Source organism: Serratia sp. S4 (genome assembly GCF_000347995.1).
GTDB lineage: Bacteria > Pseudomonadota > Gammaproteobacteria > Enterobacterales > Enterobacteriaceae > Serratia > Serratia quinivorans.
In genome coordinates, this window is sequence record NZ_KB661119.1 from 14,443 (window position 1) to 37,582 (window position 23,140).

The following is a 23,140-nucleotide window of genomic DNA, read 5'->3' on the forward strand; positions in this document are numbered from 1 at the left end:
GGCTTATCCCAAGATGACAGGGGTGATAAGAATGACAAGCATGGTTTTGTTGTTCTCACCGTTGGCTCCACCGCCAAGCCCGAAGAAGCGGAAACTCCCAACTCCCTGACGGTTAGCGGTGTTATTGAGAGACTGATAGCCACTCAGCACCAGCGTTTGTCCGGACTGCATGATCACGCGTTGGGTAAACGTCTTGAGGCGAGTTTTCATCAGTTCGACAGACGTTTTTTCGCTGGTAAACGTGCGCATGGTCGGGTCATCCGACATATTAATCGCGAACTGCAGCTGCATTTTTGGCGACTTGGGCATCAGGAATGGCAATACCGTCATATTGAAGCCGGTAGTGATCGTCGATTTGGTGATGCTGCTCGATGAGCCGACGTTGGCCGTGTTTTCGGTGGTGACGTTGGAGGCATAGTCCTGTTGCAGAGCAACCTGAATGGGTACTGCGGACAGGTTAGTGGTCATGCTGGATGCTTCGGTCATCACGCTAACATTCGCTTGCTCGGACAAGGCTTTGATAAAGGCCTTTGTGCCGGCACCTTTGCCATCAAGGATAGAAACACCCCCGTTCAGGGCATCGGAAGCAGCACCACTGAATGCATTGGTCAATGACAATCCGATGCTGCCGCTGTTGAATACGGCGTTCCAATCAATTCCGTACTGATCCTGAGTGCGTTTTTCCACGCTGTAGACCTGTACGTTGAGCACCACTTGTCGATTGAGCTCATTGTTGCGGTCATCCAGATAACGACCGATCTGTTCAAGTACACGCGGCGTATCGGTGACAGTTAGCACACCGGCGGACAGATTCATGCGGCCGGTACCCGGCGTCAGCATCGACTTGATGGTATTGGTGACGTCCTCATAAAGGCTGGACTTGATTTCCATCTCGGTCGCCTGGGAGGTATTTGAGTCTCCACTGAGTCCACCGCCGCTGCTGTCGCCCGTAGCGCCCATTGACGATGTGGTACCGCTCACTGTCTTGGAGCCAAAGCTCGCTTTACTGTCCATAAACATGACCGGGAAGGTGCGGGTGTCGAGGTAGAAAATAGCGATCCGGCCCTGTTCATAACGCCATGACAATCCCAGGCGTGTGGTGACATTGTCGAGCAACCCGCCCAGTTCCCCCTGCCAAAACACGCCCCTCAGTGCAGTACCACCGGTTACCGCCGGTGCAGGGCGTACGGGTGAGCCGCCCAACGCGGCCAAAGGCACCATCCCATTAGGGTCTGGTGCGGGAACGGGGCCACTGAGTTGTTCCGTCCTCCCGCCTCCTGTTGGGGCGGGCATGGCTTGTGCATCCGGGGTGACGACGACAGGCAGGCGGCATCGTTTACTGATGAAGGCGCTGACCTCTGCCAACGTAATGCTACCGGGGCGGTTGATGGCGACGGCACAGGGCGGTAGTAAGCCATTACCCCCGGCCTGCGCATTTAATGGATAGGGGTTGATCCATTGTGATGTCAGATCACGAACGACAGCGCCGTTTTTTATCGCATGCAGGTGTTTATCGGCTTGTTTTTCATTCTGTGAGACGGTGTGGTCGATTTTGTCGATACGTTCAAGTGGTGCACATCCGGAAAGCAGCAAACACAATGTCGCCGCCAACCCGGTTAAGGGGAGGTGTTTTTTCATTTTTAACCTTGGGGGAGAGGGATTAGTTGAGGTACACCAGGCTACCGTCAGTAATGCTATCCGGCACATTGACCTGCATGTCGTTGCCAAAACTGTCTAACAGGCGTCTTGCAACAACTTTTCCAACTAAGGCTGAGTGCCGGCTTTGTGCTAACAGCGCAGACATCAGCCCAGGTTGGTCAGGTTGGTAGACATAGACACGGTCAGCCTGCAGTACATTGTGTAACGCAGGAAGGGATGACCAGCCGAAGGCGCTGTCCGGGATTACACCGTCTTTTTGCGAAGGATTGTTATAGCGCCAGTCATTGATATCATTGATATAACGGACGGTTTGAATAGCGCGCTGGCTCAGCGTGCTATCCTGCAACTGTGTACCCGTTTGGTCATGGGGTGATATGTTTGACCAGACGAGGAAACCTATAAACACCGATAACAGCCAATAGACCATCAGTGGATCTCCTTATCGTCCACCGATATGACGCATTGTTCGTTACGCACACCTGCATACAGTGGCACTTTTGCCGTACCGTATAGCGTGAACAACCCGTTCAGCGCATCTCTGAAACTGCCCTCAAACTGCAACGGAGCATCGATACGATAGTTAGCTTGTGTCAGCCACGCCACAGTCCAATTAGCGACTCCCGGAGTAGAGCACGTTTCACTTGCAGCCCAATTAAACAGGGTGTCTTTCAGCGTGCTACCGGCTTCTATCCGCCAGACCTTTGGCTTAATAACTGTTTTAGGCAAGGTCACAAATGCAGTGGTTTTAACCGCTGCAGCAGGACGTGGCACTGGTAATTTTCCACCGAATGGATTGCGCCCAGAAGCAACCGCACCTTGTTTACTGGTGCTCGTTGGGGCTGTAGGCGTAGGTCCTGACGTTTTGATTTGTGGTGATGTTACTGCCATTCCTGGTGTAAACGCGGCCGATTTGGACGCGACGGAAACGCGCTGGGCTTGCCAATCGAGCAAGGCCACCTTGCTTTGTCGTTGCAAGACGTCGTCCAAAACAAATGGCCATTGATCATTACCGGCCCACTGTAGTGTTTCGCGAGTATCCGGCTTAAGTTCTTGCGAGAAAGCAACTTGCCACCCTGCCGGCACTATCTGGCGCAAAGCCTGACGAAGTGTCTGGGATTTACCTGCACCCGCCAGCGCAGGTGTTCCAACGCGTTTCCCGAGATAACGAATAGCATGCAATGTGGGAACAGCCTGACCCGCCAGTGCAGGTGTCTCAGTTGCATTTCTTGCCGGCAGGACTTTTGATGAAGCAGGTAAAGGTAATGGCGTGCCCGGTGAGAGATTTACACGGCTGGCTTTAGCGAGTTCTGCCTGTGCCTGTTGGATAATGGGGAGCTGTTCCTGGATCAGCGTAGTGACAAACTGCTGTGCCGGTACTGTCGGCGGTGTGTGGGTATTAAGGGCACACCCAGTCAACACCACCGGAAGAGCGACGGGGAGGAATGATTTCATAGGCGGTTTTTCCTCGGGCCGGGGCGTCGACCACGCTTTGGTTCATTGGCACGATCAAGAACTCGCTGTGCCAGGGCGTTATTATCCAGCGTTGAGGTCAGGTCCAAAATGGCCTCAAGCACATCACGACAGGCTACTGGACGACTGAGGATCCCCGTCAAATTTACCGCTTGCTCATTAAGCATCTGATTATGTTTGGCATTCAATGAGTAGTTTTTCCGTTGTGTCATAAATATCACCTCGGTTACGTAGAGACGTAAGCACGTAATCAATAAAAAAGACCGACCGGGGTACCGGGCAGCCAAGGGGGGTGTTAATTAGGGATGTCTTTGCTGCTGGCGTGATGTTTGGCGCAGTGAGCGGCAACGGCTCAGCAGGGATAAATATTGAGGGAGGAAATTTTCACCGCTGTCAATTTCAGCTCGGCAAGTGCTCCGGGCATCGTCTTCAAGGGCGAATGTTTGCAAGACAAAATCTTCGGGTTGCCAGTCAACGGCAATGGTTTTACTCAGGGCTTGCTTCGACATCTATCCTCCGGTTGTACAGAGAAATGCTGAAATCAAATAAAGCGGGGATAGCGGTTAGCGTAGTGCTTCTATGAAGGCAAAGAATAGGGCGCTGCGGGTGTCGCCATCATTTGTATCAACCAACGCCTGTATTTGTTGGCGCTGTTGCTGATTAAGAGGTGTTGCCCCTTTATCCCAGCGTCGTTTGCCTGGGTTCTTACGGGAAAAGGCTTGCACGCAAACAGGTAACTGCATTACGTCATCCACAACAGCATCTCGAATTGGAGTGATTTCACCGGCAAAACGTACCAGGTGACTTATCCCAGGGCAGAGTTCGATTTTTGATGAATGGTGGATTTCGGTATCAAAGAAGATGAAGAGGTACCCAGGAAACATTTGCTCCATCACCGGCCGCAGCTGGCCTGGACGATCGGAACGGGGACGGTATGTACGCATGACAGGGCTGAACGCCATGATATTCATGCGTTCTAACGTCATTTGGGCTTTAAAGACATTGTCTTTACCTGCTTTATGGCAGGCGAGATACCAGCGTTCCATGACATTCCCCGTTGATGAGCGGCAGAAAAATGATAAAGCGCAGCGAGACAGGCAGGCTCCGCCAAAATCAATCCCATGTTGGATGATTGGCAGAGGCTGTTGTAAGAGGAAACGGACATCGCGGTTTCTCCTGACTGCGCTTTAGCCTGGACTGCACCCGACACCCGGGGCAGGGAGGTGCCAGATTAGGTGTAATCAGGCACAGTCCAGGCTAAAGCAAAATTACAAGGTTCAACGGGGGTGCTAGTTGGCGGACTGGCGATCCTTTGAAGCCTGTGCTTAAGTATGCCGCGAAGTGTATTTGCAAACGTAAATTGTGTAAATGCTTTTTTATACGATCTTAAATGCTGTAAATGATGCCATTGGCAGATCTAAAATCCCGACAAACCCAACTTTTCGGATCAATGATCTGCAAAAAATCCTTTTTACAGATCATTAGATCGACATAAGCAGCAAAACAGAATAATTAACTATATTAATCAATTGTCCGTTTGCTTATTTATTGAACGATTTGGCGCGGTGTTTCGGTTTTTTGGCAGTTATTTAAGTGGATTCTTATTGAATTTGATTTTTTTTCTTTATCGATTTGGTAATTGTTCACATTATCAATGTACAAGGTTGGAAGTCTTCATGATGTTGAGGGCTAAGATGGAATCCAATCATCAGAAATTAAGGTGACATAGAATATTTTATTATTAATCAGTATCATATATTAAAAAATATAAGGTTCACTTTGGGCCGAAACTAGTGGTTTTGGATGTTATTAACGGAATTATTGAGTAACATTATACGTTTAGTGATGATACACAGACTGATAGGCGTTTATGGCAACGTTGTTTATTGATTTACTTATCAAACCGCGTAAAAGATTCAGAATCAAAACAACCACTCAGGATGCTTTGACACAGCAATTAGTGCTGTATGTACAGCATCACTACATTCGTCGGTCTGGTTGGAGCCTTTATAAGTACGGGCGTAGTTGGGGAAATTTATGTCATGTTGTTCCGGAACCATTTATCACTTGGCTTGCGACATGCAAAGAAAATCCTCAAGCAATTGAGATAGTTAATAGTTGTAAGGTACATCTTCGTTCTGAGGGCGAAGGAACCGTTGCCCCTTCTATCGCTGTGTACATCCCCCTAAGTTGGTTATGCATCACTATCCCACCAATGATTGAGAGACTGCGTGAGCACTGGCAAACCCAGATTAGCACTGTTCTATCTGAACATATTCCTGCCACTGTTCCAGAGCTTATACCATCTAATTATTATCTGTTGTGTGAAGGCAGAGCAGTTCCTAATGTATGGCAACGTCATTTTGAGTTATGCATGCGGAATAGCATGCCGTTTATCGTCCTGTGGCACTTTCCTCCTAAGCAAGCCCGTTTTGTCAGTCGATATGACATACTGTTTTCTTGGGAGCCCTTGGTAAAAAATTATATACATGTCTTTGGTAATCCAGCATACCCAGATATGGCAAAGATAATAACCAAGAGAATTACTCATTTATTGAAGGAAAGGCGCCAGCAGGATGGGTTCAAACGCGTCACATTGCAAAACGTGCTGGGTGAAGGACAAATCAACATCCTTAAACTCAGTTTTGAAGCTGCGGAACAGTTGACGTTAGATTTGGTCAGGGTGGTTCATCAATTGATTGAGGAAATAGAGCTAAAGCTTCAGAAGAAATCACTTAGAACTCCATGAATTATTCGCTCAGATGCTTTTATTTGTATTAAAAACACTCAGAACGATGGGTTGACATTTTATTTGTAATTATCTGAAATTTCTTTTTTTTCAGTTAGTTATGATATCCGCGTGAAAAAGATCCTTCTCTTGGCTGTTAAGTGGCTGATTTTGTAGTAATCTCAACAATATTGTCGCACTGATCGTAGTGAGATCGTTTTTTGAAATGGGGGGATGAGATGTCCCAAGCCATCATAACTAACATCGACAATTCTTTTGCTACAGGTAAACGTAGATATCGCAAAGGAACCCCGCTCAGTGGGGCTGAGAAGCAGCGCGTTTCGATAGCACGTAAGAAGATGACGCATAAGGAAATTAAAATTTTTGTGCGCAATTCTTTGAAAGAAGGCTTGGTGGGATTGTGCAATGAAGATGGCTTAACACAAGCTGAGCTAATTGAAAGATTAATTGAGTGTGAAATAGAGCGCAGAGCCAAAAGGTAACGGGGTTACTTTCTTGAGTCTTTAGCTTGTGGATGCTAGATTACCGACTGTTTAAGTATGATTTATGTGGCTAGTCACACCCGTAAAGTGGCCAGGGCAGCACTGTTGAGAGTTCTCTCCAGTTCTGAAAAGCAAAAACCCCGATAATCTTCTCATTTCTTGGCGGAGACGAAAGATTAACGGGGCTCACTAAAAACTGCATAGAAGCGTTGCTCTATGCAGGGAGTATAGAATTGTGCAAAAAAAAATTCAACTCCTTCTGTGCAACATAAGCACAGGGTGCTTTGACTAGCACCAATTTAATCACTGTTGAAAGCCCAACACTCATTAAACCACGCCAAACACGTCGCGGAGAGGCTAACGCTCTTCGCAAAGGATTGGCGAAGGTTCACCGTCGTTATCAACCGGGTTTAAGCTGTGCTGTTCCTCGAGGAATGGCATCGAAGGTTGTCGCACGCGTCAGCAGGCATAACTGGCACCGCAACACTGATTTGGTCGAGTTGCGTCGTAGCGGCTATGTTCCCTATACCAAACGCAATGATCGCCATTACGTACCGAAACCGATGCGCGTACACGCTCGCTCAGAAGCCTGTGAAGCCTTGACGGCCCTAAGCCAGGTTATGGCCGCCAACTGCGACTACAATCCGGACAGCGACTACCCGTTTGAGATCATGGCGCCAATGGAGCAGCTCGCTCACTATATGGGCGTGTTGCATGTGTACCATAATGGACGAAAAGCCTACGACGTCGCGCTGAACGCGCTGTCGGTCATGGAGCAGTTGCAGTACGCCATTGTGCTGCATGATAAAGACACCGATTCTGGACAGAACAAACCACTACGCATCTGGCTCAGCGAAAAATTCTTCACGTCGCGCGGGATCGCCGTCGACGAAATTCGCCAGTGGCTCGGTCAGTTTCGCACCTGGGCCATCAAAAATGGCCTGACAGAAACGCTGCGTACCAAATACGAACGACACCTCCTACGCATTGAGCACATCGGCATTGACCTCAAAAACAGGCATTCGCTGCGCAACCGGCTAAAACAAATCAAGCGGTGGGTTGTCAGTCCGGATCTTGCACGCGAAAAAGAACGTGCCGTTGGCCAACTGGAAGACGCACTGGATACTATCGAGAACTCTGAGCGTCTTGATGCTGTCCTGGACGGCTTGCAGGGGCGGATCAACGCCTCCGCGAAGGGAAAGAGAAAAGCCAATCCGTTCTATCAGGCATTTGTCAGCTGGTCCGGTAAAGCTATGCCGCACCAGGTTGTGCAACTGGAAGCGGCGCTGAAAAAAGACCAGTCAGGTTTACTGCAGCGAGATCCGGAAAGTTATTACCGGCAGCTGCTTGAGCGCGCTGGCCAGCTCTGATCCATTCCTAAACCTCCTCCTCGATACCGAGTCTTGCCAGACGCGGGGTTTCTGCTGCCTGGCGTTCTGAAATACTCTTCTTTTCGCCGCAACTACCGCTGCCGGCGACCAATAAAATTCACGACGTCCTACACAGTGGCCACATTTTAAACCGGTTATGCATTCCGAAGAGCATTAGTTTCGAACTGATATAAAGTAGTTTCGAAGGGGAGAATTAGTTTCGAATACTAACCCATTGATATCGTTAATTTCGAACGTTAATCCATTACAAAATAAGCCTTTTAAAAAAGGGGATGTCATCGCGCGATAGCGCTCGATGGCACCTCCCTCGCTTTGCTCGGGCAGATACAGAGAGAACAGCAAGATCGAGGAACAAGCAGATCTTAAACATAACATCCGCCGGCTACGCCGGAAAAGCACCTCCTGGCTACGCCAGGCCTCGTCGCTTCCGCATTACCTAAATTCAGCAAAGATTGCGCTTCAGCAACGTCAATAACAGCAATCAGTCGGGAACTTCAGATGCCAACTCACCACCGCAAAGCCACTCTGTTCCGGGCCAAAGGCCCGGAACAGAGTGGCTTTATGATCGATGCTGTAACTAAGATTTGAGCTGCTGTTGGAATATTGCGGTTAGTCCAGCTGTACACGCTCGTAAGCGCCCTTACAGGCCGCTAACGCGGAGCTACGCCCCGGCAGCGACTACGCCTTGCCGTGACCACTCCGACCGCGCAAAAAAGGTTCTGATTTGCTGTAACTGGGTTTGGCTTAGCAGGGCAAGGGGGAAGATAGGGGATACCTATCAGAGCTGAGCGGCTACGCCGCGTTACCGGCGACACTCACCAACTATGTACTCTTTGAAAACGGCAGTCGCCTTCATGCGCTAACGCGCATTGAGAAACCGGTTCTTAGTTGACAGTCCGCCCGTCGTGACAAACCTAAAGAAGAACCAATGCCAGACGAAATCATATCCTTTTGCAGAAATTTTCCAGCAGCCAGCGTCGTGACGCAAAGCTGAACTGGAGATCAGGTAAAAGAAACTATTCAATGAAAATGAAAAAAATAAAGCGCTGGGACACACTATTAACTGGCTGGATAACCTCGCCAGGTTGTGGCGGATTGGTAAATGGTTGTATGACATGTGGCAGCAACTGCCGTTACAGAATGAGCGGGGTGGGAAAATTAAGCGAAGTAACAAACGAACGTCCTGCTCGTCTGGATTAGCATTATGTTCAGTCTATCTTATTATCTGGCCCGGAAAGATGGAATGCAGGAGTCTTCTGGATACTCCTATCAGGGGCCAATTCGATCTTATTATTTTTATCAATTCGCTTAACAAGCGTGTGGCCGGGCTAGATAACCCTACAGTTAATTGGTTATTATTTTTAAGTATTAACAATCGACTTTTAGTGTCTAAAATCACGGTGAAATTCAATATGTACTTCATATAGATACTCGTTCGTTTGTGGTTCGGAATAATAATTAATTAACACCCCTCCCCCCTCTCCAGTTTTCCGTGATTGAATGGGATTTAATTCTAATTAATTGGTTAATGTTGGTTCTTTAGTCTGATTTAGTTTAACTAAATGGGTTATTTGGTTTTTTTTGTTTTTTAGACTTATCATAATGTTTTTCAGTCACCGATGATCACCTTTAGCCTGGAATATGAATAAAGTGACAGTGGCATAAAATATAGAGACCAAATGCATGAAGTATATCGCTCTAGTGCTGATTGCCTTCCTCCCCATAGGGGCATCAGCCGCACTGACAATCGGTGTGACGAAGGTCCCGACCGACACGAACGGAGCTTTCTCTGCGACGGTGGTTGGGGGTAGCACAAACGACCGCACCCGCAATCCGTGTTATCAGTTGAAAGACTGCGAATTAAAATTTTTTACCATAGACGAGTCGTGGCTCCCATCGGGAAGAAAGTCCTATTTAACAACAGACCGTACAGGCTGGCAAACTCCACAGAAATCTTGGCTGTATGAAACCGTCGGGGAATGGTGGGCCGCAGTTGAGAATAAAAGCAGAGAGGGGAGCGACCATCTCCCTGCTTACCTGGGCTCTAATCCATGTGTCGTCGTTGCTGCGGAGTATGGGGGTATGCGTACCGACTCTATTATTTCCAATTGCGCCAGGGGGCTAGTTCAGGCACGGACCTGTTTCATAAAGCCCGATAGTATAAACATCGCGACTACGTTAAGGGTGGGGGAAGTACCGCCAGAAATAGTGGTTCCGGGTGTGACCATGATATGTACTCAGGACGCTTCGGTTAGCATCGAAACGAACACAGGGGAGGTCATTCCACTCGGTTGGAACAGCAACACATATGCCATCCTCAATTGGGGGGCGGGCTATGGGAAAAAACATCGGATATATGCACCCGCACTCACTACTATGAATATCGACCTACGCGCTAAAATCATGGGGGTCGAAAGTAATTCCGCTGGGGTGTTATCAGGAAGTGCGGTGGTTAACATCACGTACAATTAAACAGTCTAAATTAGATACACTTAGTGCAGCAGCAGAGACACATGGGTGACAGGTATGCATTTAACGGACAGAACAGTCTGTCCGTTAAGCCAATACGTACGGGCAACCCCGCTGCCTACGCCGTTAGACGGTGACCAGCTCCGCGAGTTTTTCCGCAATATGGGTCATCGTATCTTCTGCCGTACTTAACCCACTGCGTGAGCCGAGCAAGGGGCTGACTTCACGCAGCGTTTCATACGTCGTGTCGTGCACGATAGGCACGAGCAGGTCACGTGCCAGCAGTGCAGAAAGCTCTTTGTCTGCGATGCCTTCTCCGGCGAGACGCTTCAACAGCGACGGGGTGACAAGCACGATCCCGACGCGGGACTTAGCCAGTCCCTTGTCTATTTCACGCAGTAATGTCGCCCCGAGGAGCACATCCTTTTCACTGAACCACACCGACACACCGTGTGACTCGAGCAGATCATGAAGTTCCCGGGCGGCCCCGTTTCGGTCGTCCCAGGCGTGGCAAAGAAAAACGTCCCGAAGGTCGGGCACAGAGGCACGCTTTTCGACGTTTTCACGCACGGGGGTGAGTGTCCGAACGTCTGCCGGGGTGTACACAACGGATGAGCCGGTGCGTGACCAGCGTGGCCGTCCGCTACTGCTGTACCCACCACTGCGGGTTCCATAGCCTGCGGATGAATAAGACGGGGACGAATATGAGGATGAGCGATAGCCGCTGTAACGGCTACTGCATGCGGGACACGCCGCCGCTCCACTCGCGGTACGGTGCCCATTTCTTGGTGCGGTGCATTTTGCCATGTGGTACTCCTTCTGTTTTCAATACGCTACAACGAACGGGATAAACCGGTTTATCTGCTCTCATTGAGAGACTTCCCTTTGGATGACAGGTTTCCATACTGGGTGATTGTGGGTTGCGTGTTCCTGAACACCACGGATCAGCCCTGAGCCGGCACCATGTCTGCGATACGAAGTTGATACACGACCGTGGCATTCGGTGGGATTTTAGGGGGGTAGCCTTTTTCCCCGTACGCCAGCGCAGGCGGCACCACCAGGGTCATTGACCCGTGATTCTTCAGCAGCCCAATGGCCTCTTTAAATAACGCCGGGAAATTGGCCACCGGCTGTGACAGCATGACACCGCCGGCCTCCATGTCCTGGATCACCGTGCCATCCGTCAGCATCTCCTTCACAACCACATCCACACTGGCCCCCTCGGGAATGGCCGTGTCCCCGGTATAATCAACCTGGTACCAGAACCCGCTCTGCGCCTGTTTTACCTGCGCCTGCTGCCTGAATTTTTCCAGATAGGCGTTGCCGGTCCGGGTTTCCCGGGCCAGGGTTTTCTCCCGGGCTGTCGTGACCGCCTTTTCCGCCTCGACCAGGGCCGTGTTGAGCACCTTGTCATCCAGTCGGCGCTCGCCGGCAAATGTGTCGCTGATGCCCGCCAGGATAAGCTGCGTGTCCGCATTGACGCCCCAGCGAGCCCGTTCGTCCCGCATGAGCCGTATTTCCTCGCCCAGTGACACGCCAGCGGCATAGTCCTGCCGGTGTTTGGCGGTGTTCAGGGGGAGCGTACTGACCCCTTGCGCGGCGCGGCTTTGCGAGGCGGCGAGGGCCGTTTTCAACTGGGTAATTTGCGTGTCCGTGCTATTGCGCAACGTGTTCAGGGCGGTATCGCGCTCGCGCATCCGGCGTTCAGTCTCGGCCCGGACCAGCAACAGCTGATGCTGGAGTTCGCGGTGTTGCGCTGTGAGCGTGACGATCTCGGCACCTTGCTGCACGGCGTGCCTGACCTGCGCGGCGGCCTGCTTTTCGGTGGGGGTGATGGCCAGAGCCTGACGCAGGTTTTTGGCCAGTTGCTGCAAACCGCTCATGTCGACGGGGGGCATTTTTACGACGTTTGTCTGGGCGGCCTCCAGTTGCGTGCGCAGCGCAGCAAGCTGCTGCCGGAGTTCAGCGAGGGTGGCCAGCTGGCGTTGCAGGCCGGCGTCGCGGGTCTGCCAGGCACCGGGGCGCGTGACCGGCCCCGGTGGGACCGTCTTTTGCGGCGACGGTTTTTGGGCGGGCGCCGTGGCGCGGGTGTCACCCGTTGTGGGCGGTGCTGTTTTTGCCGGTGCCTGCGGCTGGTATTGCTCGGCAAACTGCAACAAAACCGGGATGTTATTCTGCGCGGGGGGCTCGGCGTGCCCCATCATCGGAGGAAACAAACTGCCCAGCAGGCTAAAGCAGGTTAAACGCAGTGCGGTGGTTTTCATTGCGCAACTTCACCCCGCTCAGCCAGACCCAACAGCACCGCCTGGTCAATCTGTGCGCACAACTTATTGACGCGGTACCGGTATAGGGCATCCACCGTGTCCTGGGTATCGGCATTCACCCGGGTACGCAGACCGGAATACTGGACGGCGCCGCTCATCAGGCGGTCAAATTCCTGTTTGTAAACGCTGAACTGTTTGGGCTGCAACGTACGCAGTGCTTCCAGCTCTTTCTGACACTGTTGCAGGCGCGCCACTTCGCGTTCGGCCTGGGTGGGGCCGTACTCCTGGGGCACTGACGCTTTTTTTAACGGTTTTGATGGGGTCTGACACCCCGCAAGCACCAATGCAAAAACCATCGCACTGGTGTGTAATACTGCCCGAATGTATTTCATGACTGTCCTTAATCGCTAAGCGTAAATGGTTGTGTGACGGTTATTTATTCAACAAAATCTGAACGACTTGAGCAAACCCGTTCACATAGTCGCCAGCCGTGGGGGCGGCAATGCCGGCATTGTGGATGTGGTATTTTCCGTTGACGTAAAAGCTTGGCGTCCCTTTGACGCCGAAGGCGGCTATCGCGGCATTTTGTCGCGCAATCGCCTCTTTTACCGCTACGCTGTGCCGCGCGTTGTCATAGGTCGCGGTGTCAATCCCCACCGTGGCAAAGACCACCTGAATATCAGCCATGCTCGTCAGCGCTCCGTTGCGCATGGCGTCGAACAGCGGCATTTCAACCGCGCCCGTTTTCCCCATGACCATGGCGATGGCCCAGGCCTCGGTGAGTTCATTTCCCAAGGAGCCCATGGCGCTGACGTGGTATTGGGTGACGGTTTCCCCCTGGGGCAGCGTTTTATTGATGGCGTCCGTCACCGGGTAGTTCTCCACAAACTGGTAGCAGGGCCCACAGTAAAACGAGAAAAACTCGACCACCCTGGGGGCCGACGCCACGGGCGGCACCAGTCGGGTGTATTCCTTACCCTCCTCGGGTAGGGGGCGAGAAGCAGACATGTCGGCGTGTGCTGCGCTCTGAAAGCTCAGGGTGAACAGCATCAGCGCGGTGAGTTTTCGATAAAGGGTCATGTTAAATTTCCGACATTAGGTTAATTTTCATCAGGGTGTCCATGAGGTGTGGGGATGTCGCTCGCCCACCCACCTCAAAAGTCTGTTCCAGGATGGGGTTGCAGCGCAGCCAGTGATACAGGTCGTGAATGCGGGAAAGCCCTAACTTGCGCATGGCGGCGCACTTATGTGAGCTGACCGTTTTGATGTTCAGGCCATATCTTCGGGCTATCTGGTTCGACGTCAGTCCGTGGGCTATAGCGGATAAAATCTCGTTTTCCCGGGCGGTCAGTTTTTGCCTGCCAGGCAAGGCTTTTTTGACGGGAGCCTCATGGTGACGTGCTAACGTCAGTTCAATCAGTGCCTGCACTGTACTGATGCTATCGCGACGCTTGATGACACCGATGTTGGGCTGCACCCGCGAAGCGGTTTGGTAATTGATGTGGTTTTCGATAAGGAGCAGGCTCTGCCGGGCTTGACCGTCAGGCGAAGAGTTGGCTCTGATGAGCGAGTAGCCATTATTCGTAAAAATAACAATGTCGGCCCGGTGGCGGTATCTGGGCATTAAAAACGTCACACAGATGTGTCTGCGTTGACATTCAGCGTGCAATAGGGCAGTGAGGCCCTGAGAAAAATACCGGTTGGAGTCCTGAATAAGGATGTTGATATGATTTTTTATCATCGCTTGTCCTTGCTATTGCGCGTGGTCATCATGTTGGTTGGGGTGCGAAAAACGCCCGTCCATGGGGAAAAATATGGCCGCTTCCTGGCGATAATGTATGGCCAGTGCAGTGTGTCTCTGGTGTTGCAATACGGTTATCAGGCTGGCGTACACGTTCTTGTCGATACGGTTCATCAGGTAGGTTTGTGCCCAGTGACGGTATCCTGCTAGCAGACGTTCATCCCGGGTTTGGTTGTAGGTCATCAGGGCACCTACTTGCTCATCAAAGGTGACACGCTCCAAAAGCAGGTGACGCGAAAGCGGGGGCAAGGTGGTTAAGGGCATCACATCCTCCATGCCGAAGCGCTCCACTTGCGTGAGCGATACCTCCCCCCGAAGGGTAAAGCCGGCCAGCACAGCAACGCTCAGCGCCAGTCCGGCCAGGGCCAGACTTAGCCTTGTGCTCGTGGCAATCGATAACGTGCGTCGCGTCGGCAGCACTGTGCCAAGGCGGTCGGCCTGGGCGAGCAACAGCAGGAACGTGACAAAATGCAACGTCGAAATGTAGAACGGAAACTCCAGCAGGGTATGGATAGCCATGGGCAGTACGATGATGCACAACGCTGTTGGCACCCCGGCCAGGCGATGGCCGGCACGGAGGGCACTGCGGTCCCGCTGAATGGCCTGGCGAACAATCATGCCAATGCCGGCCAGTATCAGGCCTACACCGGCTAGTCCAACCCCGCCGCCTTCCACGACCCACAGCAGGATCTCGTTATGGGGATGGCGGGCGATTTCGGTCACCAGGGTGGGGGGCACCTGATTGACGCGAAAGTGCTGGAAATCGTACTCGAACCCGCCATAACCCCAGCCCAGCAACGGCTTTTCAATAATCATGGCGAGCGTATCACTCAACATGCTCCAGCGAGCCAGATTGCTGCCGGTATGGTCTGTCAGCGGCAGGGGAGAGTTGCCGGAGATCAACCAGGCACTCCCCAGGACGACCCCGCCGGTCAGTGCGATGACGGCACCCAAGGTGTTCGGGGTATTGAAGCGACCGAAACGAAAAAGCAGCAACACTGCAGCAATACCGCCTAACCATCCTGCCCGGGACTGAATGCACACCAACAGAGTTGCGAGCCCGGCCAGCAAAACGAACAGGATTGAACGGCGTGTACCATCAAAGCGAGCAGGTCTGGCGGCTAGTCCGGGCAACAACAAAAGTGTGAGGGTTAGTGCGATACCTGTGGCTATCAGGCTGGCGAGGACATTGGGCTGAAAGAAGGTGCCATATATCCGGTTGCCATACAGTGGAACCCAGGCACTGTGGGGCATCAGCCACTGCTGGCCTGCAATGATAGTCTCGGCCGAGACAAGGAAAAGCACTCCATAGAGGGCAGTCATCAGTGTGTGTCGGTACCAGCGAGGTTGCATGCAGGAAAAAAATACAAAGACCCCGAGTGTCACCCCTGCGACCCGCCATGCTGCTCTCGCAAACCTCATATCAGGGGTGTACAACAAGGGGAGAGCTAGTACAACCACCCCGGCGGTGAAACAGGCTAGGGCAGGTGAAACGACGATGGTACGGCGACACCGAGCGTGCCACAGCCAGCACCCAAACAGTACCAAAGACAAGCCGAGGGTTATTAGCACATTGATATGAAAAGCCACGGTGAATTCCTTTTTTATTATTTTGTTTATAAATACGGGCCTTGGTCGACAACTACTTGGTATAGTTCCGACTGGAAATTATCATCTTAGGTAAAAGTAGTTGTCAGTCAAACGTATTGCGATACCCATCGTTGGAATTATTTTGTGTGTGGAAGGTATAAATTTAATTACCCAATGCCATGATAAGTTTAAATCCTCTATTCACCCATCTCATTTTAGGTTTGAATGAATAAAAGTATAATTATTAAAATCCTTCGTATATCATGTCAAAAATAGGCATGTAAAATCAATTTAATGTTTATAATTTTAAATTAAATTAAATTAAATTAAATTCATGTGGTTCGCTAATAATGCTATTTATCTCAGGAGTGGGAATTGCTTGGTAGCCTTCACGGTGGTTCTATCGTATTTTCCGAACGGAGTCGGTAAAGTAGCGCGACCTGTTTTTAAATGACCAATATTTTTATGCACAGTTTTCAAACCAGTCATGGTAAGAGCCGTCAATTTGAATGAGTTCACCGAGATAGCCGCGACGATACCGTGGCTGGCATACCCAGAGTTTACGCCGGGTATGCGGAACTCAGAGATCATCAGTCATCAGTCATCATCCAGTGACGAATTGTTTCTGTGGAGACCACTATCTGATGACGCTATCTGAGCTTTTCTGTGGCTAATCTGGGGCCAGAAGTCGCTGTTTTGCAGGTTGGCGCGACAATCACAAACGGATCTACCGTCTCTACTGTGATCAGGGGCTGTCGCTACGACTCAATAATCTGCCCAACCGCCGCAGCCGCAGCCTCAGGGTTTATATCCAAACCACGTCTGGGGCATGGATTTTGTTTCTGATGCGTTGTTTGACGGGCGACAACTACGCTTGCTGACGGTTATCGACCTTTACACCCGTGAATGCCTGGGGATCTGCGTGGGACAGAAGTGGCCGGGATGCTGAGCAGTATAGCGTTCAGGCGTCCTTTGCCGCAGTTGCTGAAAACCGATAATGGTTCTGAATTTGCAGGGAAAATACTGGACAAGTGATCCTACCCACGTAATGTGGACACGGCCCTAAGCGAGGTTCTGGTTTTCAAACTGTTGCGGGCTGAGGCCACCACAGGCACTGTGACGACGCCACCGATTGTAATCACACTCGATATAATTAAACACCGTCGTCCGCATTATTTCCCTGCTGATAAAGCGTTCCCCGTGGATACATTCCACTTTCAGCGAATGGAAGAAGCTTTCCGCGCAGGCATTGTCGTAACAACATCCTTTGGCACTCATGCTACCGTGCAGATTATGCCGCTCCAGCAGCGCCTGATAGTCCACCGAACAGTATTGCCCGCCGCGATCTGTATGGACAATGACATTTCCCGGTCGCTTACGTCGCCAGAGTGCCATCTGCAGCGCATCGCAGGCCAGCTGCGCTGTCATCCGCGACGACATCGACCAACCGATGACAGCCCGCGACCATAGGTCAATCACCACCGCGAGGTACAGCCAGCCCTCATCGGTGCGAAGATACGTGATGTCTCCTGCCCACTTCTGATTCGGACCACTCGCGTAAAAATCCTGTTTCAGCAGATTTTCAGACACCGGCAGGCCATGTTCTCTGTAGCTGACCGGGCTGAACTTCCGAGCAGCCTTTGCACGAAGTCCCTGACGTCGCAGGCTGTCGGCAATGGTTTTGACGTTGTACTCAGGCAGTTCGCCAGCGAGACGAGGCGCACCATAACGCTGTTTTGCCTCAGTGAATGCCTTACGGACAGCAGTATCACAGACGAGCCGGAACTGCTGACGTGGTGTTATCTGCTGACGACGCAGACGCCAGGCATACCAGCCGCTGCGGGCGACCTGCAGTACCCGGCACAGGTTTTTGACGCTGAACTCAGCCCGATGATTTTCGATAAAGACATACTTCATTTCAGGCGCTTGGCGAAGTATGTCGCGGCCTTTTGGAGAATGGCCAGTTCCTCATCCCGCTCAGCCAGTAGTCGCTTAAGGCGGGCATTTTCAGTAGCCAGTTCGCTTTCACGTTCAGACGATGTCAGTTGCTGTTGTTGCTTACTGCGCCACGCGTAGAGCTGAGATTCATACAGGCTGAGTTCGCGGGCAGCGGCAGCAACACCGATACGCTCAGCAAGCTTCAGGGCTTCGTTGCGGAATTCAGGCGTATGTTGCTTGCGGGGCTTTTTGCTGGTTGATGCTGATTTTGTCATGAGTCACCTCTGGTTGAGAGTTTACTCACTTAGTCGCGTGTCCACTATTCGCGGGTAGGATCAAAGTGGGTGTATGAAAGAGGGATAAGGATCGACTTATCACGCCCGGGAAAACCGACGGACAACGCTACGGTGGAATCCTTCAACGGCAGATTAAGGCAGGAATGCCTGAACGAAAATTGGTTCATGTCTCTGGAGGATGCACGGTGCAAAATCGAGACCTGGCGCATACACTATAACCAGAGTCGTCCCCATTCTGCACTGGGCTGGATGACCCCCTCAGAATTTGCTGAAAAATCTGCCGGTTGCCAGAATATGCAGCTAGAATGAGCCGGTTATTCCTGATTATGGCTGGATCACATACAGGGAGCGGGTCAACTAATCATCGAGTTGATGGAATAGTGGTACCATCTTGGGGCCCAGATGCTTATATTGATGCGGTAAAACCCAATAACTCGTCAAACCTTCCGTTAATGTGTGAGGCCGAGTAAGGCTACTCAGCTTGATGGTTTTTATGTTTTCTATAAGGTTATTGTTTTAGCTTGAAGGCATAATTTCTTGCAAAATTTTCAATTATGCCTTTGAGCTTAATTCTCTATAATAGTGCATAAAAAATAGGGGTTATCTAGCCCTTTAAAAAGAACACGGTTCTTATTCAAGCGTTTCTGTTCTAGATAGAATTCGACACCGGGCCTTTCCGGCAAGATGTACTGCTGCCAAACTTCATCCGGAGTATTATCGAGAGGATGACGCTCTTCCCGAGTAATTATTGAGTTAGTAAACCCTATAAAGTCAGTATTATTATTTGAAATGAACATTTTCCTGTAAATAGCATAGTTTTTATTCATCACCTTAAGGGAACCAAGTACGAGCCACTCACTTTTATTTTCTTGTGCATTAAGAACGTTGACATCAATGTTAAGCTCAATTTTATTACCATCAATGGAAACAATGTGTGAATTCACGTGGGCGTTACAGCGATACGGCTTCCAACTCGAGTGATTAAGGTAAAGTACAACACCACTCAGGATGACGATAATGAAAACTGAAGAACAAAAAATAATTCTATACATTTCAATCTACTCAACTAATTTATAGCTATTGCAATGTTTATAATTCACACTGTCACTTTTGAAGCAGCTGGCCAAAAAATGAATTTTGAACAGCTCGTTGGTGGGGCGAGCTTCTATATAGAATATGTCAATACTTACCTTTGTGCAATCTATCTTCTCATTGGAGACCATTTTTCTAGCTTTATCTAATAGTTCAATGTTTTTTTTATTATCATCTAATGTAAAAATATTACACTTATCCTGAGTGCCGATAAACGTCGGTTCGTCATCCTTGGTCATGACAATTAATGTTGTACCAATTGTAATAGCCACTAAGATAAACGGAAAGAAAAATACTGACCTTATCATTTCGTTACACTTATTTTTTAATAAGGCCGGCGTGATAATTCCATTCCGTATCTTTTCGTATAGTGAATAGGTGTTTTCTGTGTTTTCTGTGTTTTCTGTGTTTTCTGTGTTTTCAACAGTGACTGACTCTTTCTCTAGATTAGTCTCAGGATGGATCTCTGCTTCCATCTTGAATCCTATTCTCGGTATAGTGATCAGAATATCCTTACTAATTCCAAGTGTTTCAAATGCCTTTCTTAATTCGCTAATATGATTACTCAAAGTAGCACTTGAGGGGGAAAATCCATAGTCCTCCCAAACGCTTTTGATTAGCGTATCACGGGCCAATTCGATCTTATTATTTTTTATCAATTCGCTTAACAAGCGTGTGGCCGGGCTAGATAACCCTACAGTTAGTTGGTCATTATTTTTAAGTATTAATAATCGACTTTTAGTGTCGAAAATCACGGTGAAATTCAATATGTACTTCATATAGATACTCGTTCTTTTGTGGTTCGGACGTTTGTGGTACGGAAGAGTAAAAAATCAACGATAAGAATATTCTTATTTTCGATTATTGAAATTTAAAGGGGTTTCACCCTGTCAGTCAATACTTTTTAGTGGAATAACCAACCACACTGGACTGTGCGGGGATTTAAAAAAAAATTAACATTTAATTTTATCCGATAACTTGTGATTAAATAGCATTTAATTCTGTTTAATTAATTAATATTGGATTTTTAATCTAATTTAATGCAATTAAATAGATTATTTCGCTTTTTTTGTTTTTGAGATTTATTATGTTTGTCAGTCGCCGATGGCCATAACGCAACGAATGACAGGGCGTAAAATCCTGCTCCTATGCGTTGGCAGTGTGGCGCTGAAAAATGACGACTTCGCGAAAATTTATGGGATAAGACCTAATTAAGGATAAAGTAGAAATGAAACTGAATAAAATTATGCTGGCTGCAGTAATGACTCTGGGTACCATCTCTATGGCTAACGCTGCTAACCAAGGTTCCGGCAGCGTGACCTTTAGCGGTTCAATCATTGATGCGCCATGCTCTATTGAACCAGGTAGCCTGGATCAGACTGTTAAATTGGGTGAGATTGCTTCCGTGCAGCTTAAGAATGGTGGCAAGTCTACACCGCAGGATATTCTGATCAAGCTGGTAGGTTGTGATATTGAAACCGCTAAAAACGTAACCACCACCTTTAGCGGTACTGAGTCTGAAGCGGTTCCTGGCCTGTTGGCTATGAAAGGTTCTGCACGTGGCGCCAGCATCGCCATCAACGACATCGACGGTAAACTGCTGCCGTTGACCAAAGCCAGCAAGGCACAAAAAATTGAAGACGGCCAGGCGACCCTGCGCTTCACCGCACACCTGCAGGGCGACGGTGCTTCTGCTGCCATCACCCCGGGCGAATTCAAATCTGTTGCTGACTTTACCCTGGCGTACCAATAAGCCCACGGCGATTAATTCGCACAGTTAATTGCATGCGGGGCAACCCGCATGCTGCTTATTAACTTGTTATGTGGGGAGATGGTATGTATTCACAGCGTGGGAAAAGGATATTACTGAGCGCGGTGTTACTTAATCTGTTGTTGTTTTCCTCTATGGTTCAATCTGCCAATCAGGGGCGTGGCGAAGTTACCGTGAATGGCAGAATTATTGCCTCAGCCTGTGCCATTGATATCGAAAGTGTTGACCAAACCATTACCATGGCGACATTGCCCATCAGCCAGGTTATTCGTGACGGTCAGGGAGAATTACACGAGTTTACTATTAAGCTGGTGAATTGCACGTTGGAGAAGTTCAACCCCGCGCTGGACGATTGGCGATATTTTGAAGTGACCTTTGATGGCAGAGAAGATGCCGGGTTATTTGGTATTGACGGAAACGCCAAGGGCATTGCCCTGCAAATATCCGATAAGCGGGGGAATGTCGCCGCACCGGGTATGCCTATGGAAAAAAATGAATTACAACCCGGCACCATGGAATTTAATTATGGCCTGCGGTTGATTGGCAATAATCAGGTAATGAAGGCCGGGAGTTATTACTCCACCGTGCGATTTAAAATGGATTACTACTAAACCTGCCTGAACGCGGTAACTGCGAATTAAATAATTATTGATAAGGGTCTGCGGATGTTAACTACTCCGTCATATGGCTGTATAGGGAAAATACGACCGCGAATCCTGGGGCTGTTGATCGCCTTTATTCTGGCGGGGAATGCTGCCTGCGCCGTAGCTGCTGATATTGAATTCAATACCGACGTACTGGATGTGACGGATCGCGCCAATATTGACCTGGAGCAGTTTTCTCGCGGCAACTTTATTATGCCCGGCGATTATCTGTTTGCCGTGCATATTAATAAACAGACATTAACCGATCAGCCGGTAGCGTTTTATCCGCCGGATGACGATGCCAAAGGCAGTGAAGCTTGTATTACGCCGCAGTTGGCTGAACAACTGGGGTTAAAAGAATCTGCATTACTGAAATTGACCTGGTGGCACCAAAACCAGTGTCTGGATCCCCATAGCCTGGAGGGGATGGAGGTCCGCGGCGATTTGGGCGCCGCGGCGCTGTACCTGAATATTCCGCAGGCGTACCTGGAATACACCGCAGAAAACTGGGACCCCCCTTCGCGCTGGGACCAGGGCATTCCCGGCCTGCTGTTTGATTACAACCTGAATGCGCAAAGCCAACGTCAGCAAAAGCAGGGCACGCAGAGCTATAACCTCAGCGGCAACGGCACCCTGGGCGGCAATCTGGGGGCCTGGCGACTGCGGGCCGACTGGCAATCGCGGCTGGATCGCCAGGGCGGCTCCGGTGAACCAACCCGCACCAGCTGGGACTGGAGCCGTTACTACGCCTACCGCGCACTGCCGAAGCTGGGCGCCAGGCTGACGATGGGCGAAGACTATTTAAACTCCGACATTTTCGACAGCGTGCGCTTTGCCGGTGCCAGCCTGGTGACCGACGACAACATGCTGCCGCCCAACCTGCGCGGCTATGCACCGGAGGTGACGGGGATAGCGCGCAGCAATGCAAAAGTGATTATTCGCCAGCAAGGGCGCGTGCTGTATGAAACCCAGGTGGCGGCGGGGCCGTTTCGTATTCAGGACATCAACGACGCGGTCAGCGGCCAGCTGGACGTGCGGGTGGAAGAGCAGGACGGCAGCGTGCAGGAGTTCCAGATGGACACCGCCAGCATCCCGTACCTGACCCGGCCCGGATCGGTGCGTTATAAGGTGGCGGCCGGTCGGCCGGCAGACTGGGAACACCACATCGACGGGCCGATGTTCGGCACCGGCGAGTTTTCCTGGGGGGTGAGCAACGGCTGGTCGCTGTACGGCGGCGGCGTGGCGGGCGGCGATTACAACGCACTGGCGCTGGGGCTGGGGCGCGACCTGATGATGTTCGGCGCGCTGTCGTTCGACGCCACCCAGTCACGTGCCAACCTGCCGCAACAGGGCACGCTGAGCGGCGGTTCATACCGCCTGAGCTATTCCAAGCGCTTTGACGACTACGACAGCCAGGTAACCTTTGCCGGCTACCGCTTCTCGGAGCGCAACTATATGTCGATGGGTGAATACCTGGATGCCCGCCGCGACGGCACGCGAACCAACAGCAGCAAGGAGATGTAC

The 23,140-nt window shown here is 50.5% G+C and carries 21 protein-coding genes and 2 pseudogenes; 8 read left to right on the forward strand and 15 right to left on the reverse strand.

The genetic code is table 11. From position 1 onward, the window contains the following. Positions 1–3: 3 nt before the first annotated feature. The 6 genes from SERS4_RS0100080 to SERS4_RS0100095 all read right to left on the reverse strand — a co-directional run bounded on the left by SERS4_RS0100080 (position 4) and on the right by SERS4_RS0100095 (position 4,175). On the reverse strand, positions 4–1,638 hold the full coding sequence (locus SERS4_RS0100080) for a PilN family type IVB pilus formation outer membrane protein (RefSeq protein ID WP_037410042.1): 1,635 nt from the start codon (positions 1,636–1,638) through the stop codon (positions 4–6). Positions 1,639–1,660: 22 nt separating this feature from the next. After that, positions 1,661–2,086, reverse strand: a complete 426-nt coding sequence (gene pilM, locus SERS4_RS0100085; RefSeq protein WP_017891030.1) for a type IV pilus biogenesis protein PilM — start codon at positions 2,084–2,086, stop codon at positions 1,661–1,663. Further along, complete coding sequence (locus SERS4_RS0100090) at positions 2,086–3,111, reverse strand: toxin co-regulated pilus biosynthesis Q family protein (RefSeq protein ID WP_017891031.1); 1,026 nt, start codon at positions 3,109–3,111, stop codon at positions 2,086–2,088. The genes pilM and SERS4_RS0100090 overlap by 1 nt, the downstream gene beginning before the upstream one ends. Continuing rightward, complete coding sequence (locus SERS4_RS26825) at positions 3,108–3,341, reverse strand: hypothetical protein (RefSeq protein WP_128865607.1); 234 nt, start codon at positions 3,339–3,341, stop codon at positions 3,108–3,110. Before SERS4_RS26825 ends, SERS4_RS0100090 begins: the two co-directional genes overlap by 4 nt. Positions 3,342–3,428: 87 nt before the next feature. Continuing rightward, a complete protein-coding gene (locus SERS4_RS26830; protein WP_129935392.1) occupies positions 3,429–3,638 on the reverse strand; it encodes a hypothetical protein in 210 nt (69 codons plus the stop codon). 54 nt (positions 3,639–3,692) lie between these two features. Continuing rightward, the gene (locus SERS4_RS0100095; RefSeq protein ID WP_017891032.1) at positions 3,693–4,175 is read right to left on the reverse strand and encodes a transcription termination/antitermination NusG family protein; all 483 of its coding nucleotides are present in this window, start codon (positions 4,173–4,175) and stop codon (positions 3,693–3,695) included. 824 nt (positions 4,176–4,999) lie between these two features. On the opposite strand from SERS4_RS0100095, the gene SERS4_RS26835 reads away from it, so the two are divergent. The 3 genes from SERS4_RS26835 (at position 5,000) to SERS4_RS0100110 (ending at position 7,730) form a co-directional block, all read left to right on the forward strand. Further along, positions 5,000–5,878 carry a hypothetical protein gene (locus tag SERS4_RS26835; RefSeq protein ID WP_156816619.1) on the forward strand — a complete coding sequence of 293 codons (879 nt, stop codon included), beginning with the start codon at positions 5,000–5,002 and terminating at the stop codon, positions 5,876–5,878. Between the two features lie 218 nt (positions 5,879–6,096). Beyond that, positions 6,097–6,360, forward strand: coding sequence for a replication regulatory protein RepA (locus SERS4_RS0100105; RefSeq protein WP_017891034.1), 264 nt, complete (start codon positions 6,097–6,099; stop codon positions 6,358–6,360). 434 nt (positions 6,361–6,794) lie between these two features. Beyond that, positions 6,795–7,730, forward strand: a complete 936-nt coding sequence (locus SERS4_RS0100110) for a hypothetical protein (RefSeq protein WP_017891035.1) — start codon at positions 6,795–6,797, stop codon at positions 7,728–7,730. 2,616 nt (positions 7,731–10,346) lie between these two features. Here the strand turns inward: SERS4_RS0100110 and SERS4_RS0100120 are convergent. From SERS4_RS0100120 to SERS4_RS25505, 6 genes are all read right to left on the reverse strand, one after another. Continuing rightward, the gene (locus SERS4_RS0100120) at positions 10,347–10,790 is read right to left on the reverse strand and encodes a toll/interleukin-1 receptor domain-containing protein (RefSeq protein ID WP_253275377.1); all 444 of its coding nucleotides are present in this window, start codon (positions 10,788–10,790) and stop codon (positions 10,347–10,349) included. Positions 10,791–11,164: 374 nt separating this feature from the next. Continuing rightward, entirely contained in the window at positions 11,165–12,484 is a 1,320-nt protein-coding gene (locus SERS4_RS0100125) for an FKBP-type peptidyl-prolyl cis-trans isomerase N-terminal domain-containing protein (protein ID WP_017891038.1), read from the reverse strand. Next, entirely contained in the window at positions 12,481–12,876 is a 396-nt protein-coding gene (locus tag SERS4_RS0100130) for a hypothetical protein (protein ID WP_017891039.1), read from the reverse strand. The genes SERS4_RS0100125 and SERS4_RS0100130 overlap by 4 nt, the downstream gene beginning before the upstream one ends. A gap of 40 nt (positions 12,877–12,916) precedes the next feature. Beyond that, positions 12,917–13,564: a protein disulfide oxidoreductase DsbA gene (locus tag SERS4_RS0100135; RefSeq protein WP_017891040.1), complete on the reverse strand. Its 648-nt coding sequence runs from the start codon at positions 13,562–13,564 to the stop codon at positions 12,917–12,919. Position 13,565: 1 nt separating this feature from the next. Next, positions 13,566–14,225 carry a helix-turn-helix transcriptional regulator gene (locus SERS4_RS25500; protein ID WP_017891041.1) on the reverse strand — a complete coding sequence of 220 codons (660 nt, stop codon included), beginning with the start codon at positions 14,223–14,225 and terminating at the stop codon, positions 13,566–13,568. 12 nt (positions 14,226–14,237) lie between these two features. Further along, positions 14,238–15,608, reverse strand: a complete 1,371-nt coding sequence (locus SERS4_RS25505) for an O-antigen ligase (RefSeq protein ID WP_172641801.1) — start codon at positions 15,606–15,608, stop codon at positions 14,238–14,240. 1,090 nt (positions 15,609–16,698) lie between these two features. Between SERS4_RS25505 and SERS4_RS27415 the strand changes: the two are divergent. Continuing rightward, a pseudogene (locus SERS4_RS27415) lies at positions 16,699–16,824 on the forward strand (IS3 family transposase); the annotation flags it as partial. 113 nt (positions 16,825–16,937) lie between these two features. On the opposite strand, the gene SERS4_RS0100155 reads toward SERS4_RS27415, so the two are convergent. Next, positions 16,938–18,088, reverse strand: a protein-coding gene (locus tag SERS4_RS0100155) for an IS3 family transposase (RefSeq protein ID WP_156816620.1) whose coding sequence is annotated in 2 segments (ribosomal slippage) — positions 16,938–17,830 and positions 17,830–18,088 — 1,152 coding nt in all. Because the reading frame shifts where the segments join, the coding sequence is not laid out codon by codon here. A 66-nt stretch (positions 18,089–18,154) separates the two neighbouring features. Here SERS4_RS0100155 and SERS4_RS26000 point away from each other — a divergent pair. Beyond that, positions 18,155–18,418: pseudogene (locus tag SERS4_RS26000) on the forward strand (transposase); the annotation flags it as partial. A gap of 257 nt (positions 18,419–18,675) precedes the next feature. On the opposite strand, the gene SERS4_RS0100165 reads toward SERS4_RS26000, so the two are convergent. Further along, complete coding sequence (locus SERS4_RS0100165; RefSeq protein WP_172641802.1) at positions 18,676–19,053, reverse strand: hypothetical protein; 378 nt, start codon at positions 19,051–19,053, stop codon at positions 18,676–18,678. 114 nt (positions 19,054–19,167) lie between these two features. Continuing rightward, positions 19,168–19,980, reverse strand: coding sequence for a winged helix-turn-helix domain-containing protein (locus SERS4_RS25515; protein ID WP_017891048.1), 813 nt, complete (start codon positions 19,978–19,980; stop codon positions 19,168–19,170). Between the two features lie 449 nt (positions 19,981–20,429). On the opposite strand from SERS4_RS25515, the gene SERS4_RS0100175 reads away from it, so the two are divergent. The 3 genes from SERS4_RS0100175 to SERS4_RS27265 form a co-directional block, all read left to right on the forward strand. Then, positions 20,430–20,954 (forward strand): fimbrial protein, encoded by a 525-nt coding sequence (locus SERS4_RS0100175; protein ID WP_017891049.1) that lies wholly within the window; start codon positions 20,430–20,432, stop codon positions 20,952–20,954. Between the two features lie 83 nt (positions 20,955–21,037). After that, a complete protein-coding gene (locus tag SERS4_RS0100180; protein ID WP_017891050.1) occupies positions 21,038–21,583 on the forward strand; it encodes a fimbrial protein in 546 nt (181 codons plus the stop codon). A 54-nt stretch (positions 21,584–21,637) separates the two neighbouring features. Then, positions 21,638–23,140 (forward strand): fimbria/pilus outer membrane usher protein (locus tag SERS4_RS27265; RefSeq protein WP_037410049.1); only part of this gene is annotated, 1,503 nt, incomplete at its 3' end.

What these genes read in the sequence shown, in the direction of transcription:
- SERS4_RS0100080 (WP_037410042.1), bottom strand. Translation starts at nt 1,638, where the DNA reads ATGAAAAAACACCTCCCCTTAACCGGGTTGGCGGCGACATTGTGTTTG.
- pilM (WP_017891030.1), bottom strand. Translation starts at nt 2,086, where the DNA reads ATGGTCTATTGGCTGTTATCGGTGTTTATAGGTTTCCTCGTCTGGTCA.
- SERS4_RS0100090 (WP_017891031.1), bottom strand. Translation starts at nt 3,111, where the DNA reads ATGAAATCATTCCTCCCCGTCGCTCTTCCGGTGGTGTTGACTGGGTGT.
- SERS4_RS26825 (WP_128865607.1), bottom strand. Translation starts at nt 3,341, where the DNA reads ATGACACAACGGAAAAACTACTCATTGAATGCCAAACATAATCAGATG.
- SERS4_RS26830 (WP_129935392.1), bottom strand. Translation starts at nt 3,638, where the DNA reads ATGTCGAAGCAAGCCCTGAGTAAAACCATTGCCGTTGACTGGCAACCC.
- SERS4_RS0100095 (WP_017891032.1), bottom strand. Translation starts at nt 4,175, where the DNA reads ATGGAACGCTGGTATCTCGCCTGCCATAAAGCAGGTAAAGACAATGTC.
- SERS4_RS26835 (WP_156816619.1), top strand. Translation starts at nt 5,000, where the DNA reads ATGGCAACGTTGTTTATTGATTTACTTATCAAACCGCGTAAAAGATTC.
- SERS4_RS0100105 (WP_017891034.1), top strand. Translation starts at nt 6,097, where the DNA reads ATGTCCCAAGCCATCATAACTAACATCGACAATTCTTTTGCTACAGGT.
- SERS4_RS0100110 (WP_017891035.1), top strand. Translation starts at nt 6,795, where the DNA reads ATGGCATCGAAGGTTGTCGCACGCGTCAGCAGGCATAACTGGCACCGC.
- SERS4_RS0100125 (WP_017891038.1), bottom strand. Translation starts at nt 12,484, where the DNA reads ATGAAAACCACCGCACTGCGTTTAACCTGCTTTAGCCTGCTGGGCAGT.
- SERS4_RS0100130 (WP_017891039.1), bottom strand. Translation starts at nt 12,876, where the DNA reads ATGAAATACATTCGGGCAGTATTACACACCAGTGCGATGGTTTTTGCA.
- SERS4_RS0100135 (WP_017891040.1), bottom strand. Translation starts at nt 13,564, where the DNA reads ATGACCCTTTATCGAAAACTCACCGCGCTGATGCTGTTCACCCTGAGC.
- SERS4_RS25500 (WP_017891041.1), bottom strand. Translation starts at nt 14,225, where the DNA reads ATGATAAAAAATCATATCAACATCCTTATTCAGGACTCCAACCGGTAT.
- SERS4_RS25505 (WP_172641801.1), bottom strand. Translation starts at nt 15,608, where the DNA reads ATGACTGCCCTCTATGGAGTGCTTTTCCTTGTCTCGGCCGAGACTATC.
- SERS4_RS25515 (WP_017891048.1), bottom strand. Translation starts at nt 19,980, where the DNA reads ATGAAGTACATATTGAATTTCACCGTGATTTTCGACACTAAAAGTCGA.
- SERS4_RS0100175 (WP_017891049.1), top strand. Translation starts at nt 20,430, where the DNA reads ATGAAACTGAATAAAATTATGCTGGCTGCAGTAATGACTCTGGGTACC.
- SERS4_RS0100180 (WP_017891050.1), top strand. Translation starts at nt 21,038, where the DNA reads ATGTATTCACAGCGTGGGAAAAGGATATTACTGAGCGCGGTGTTACTT.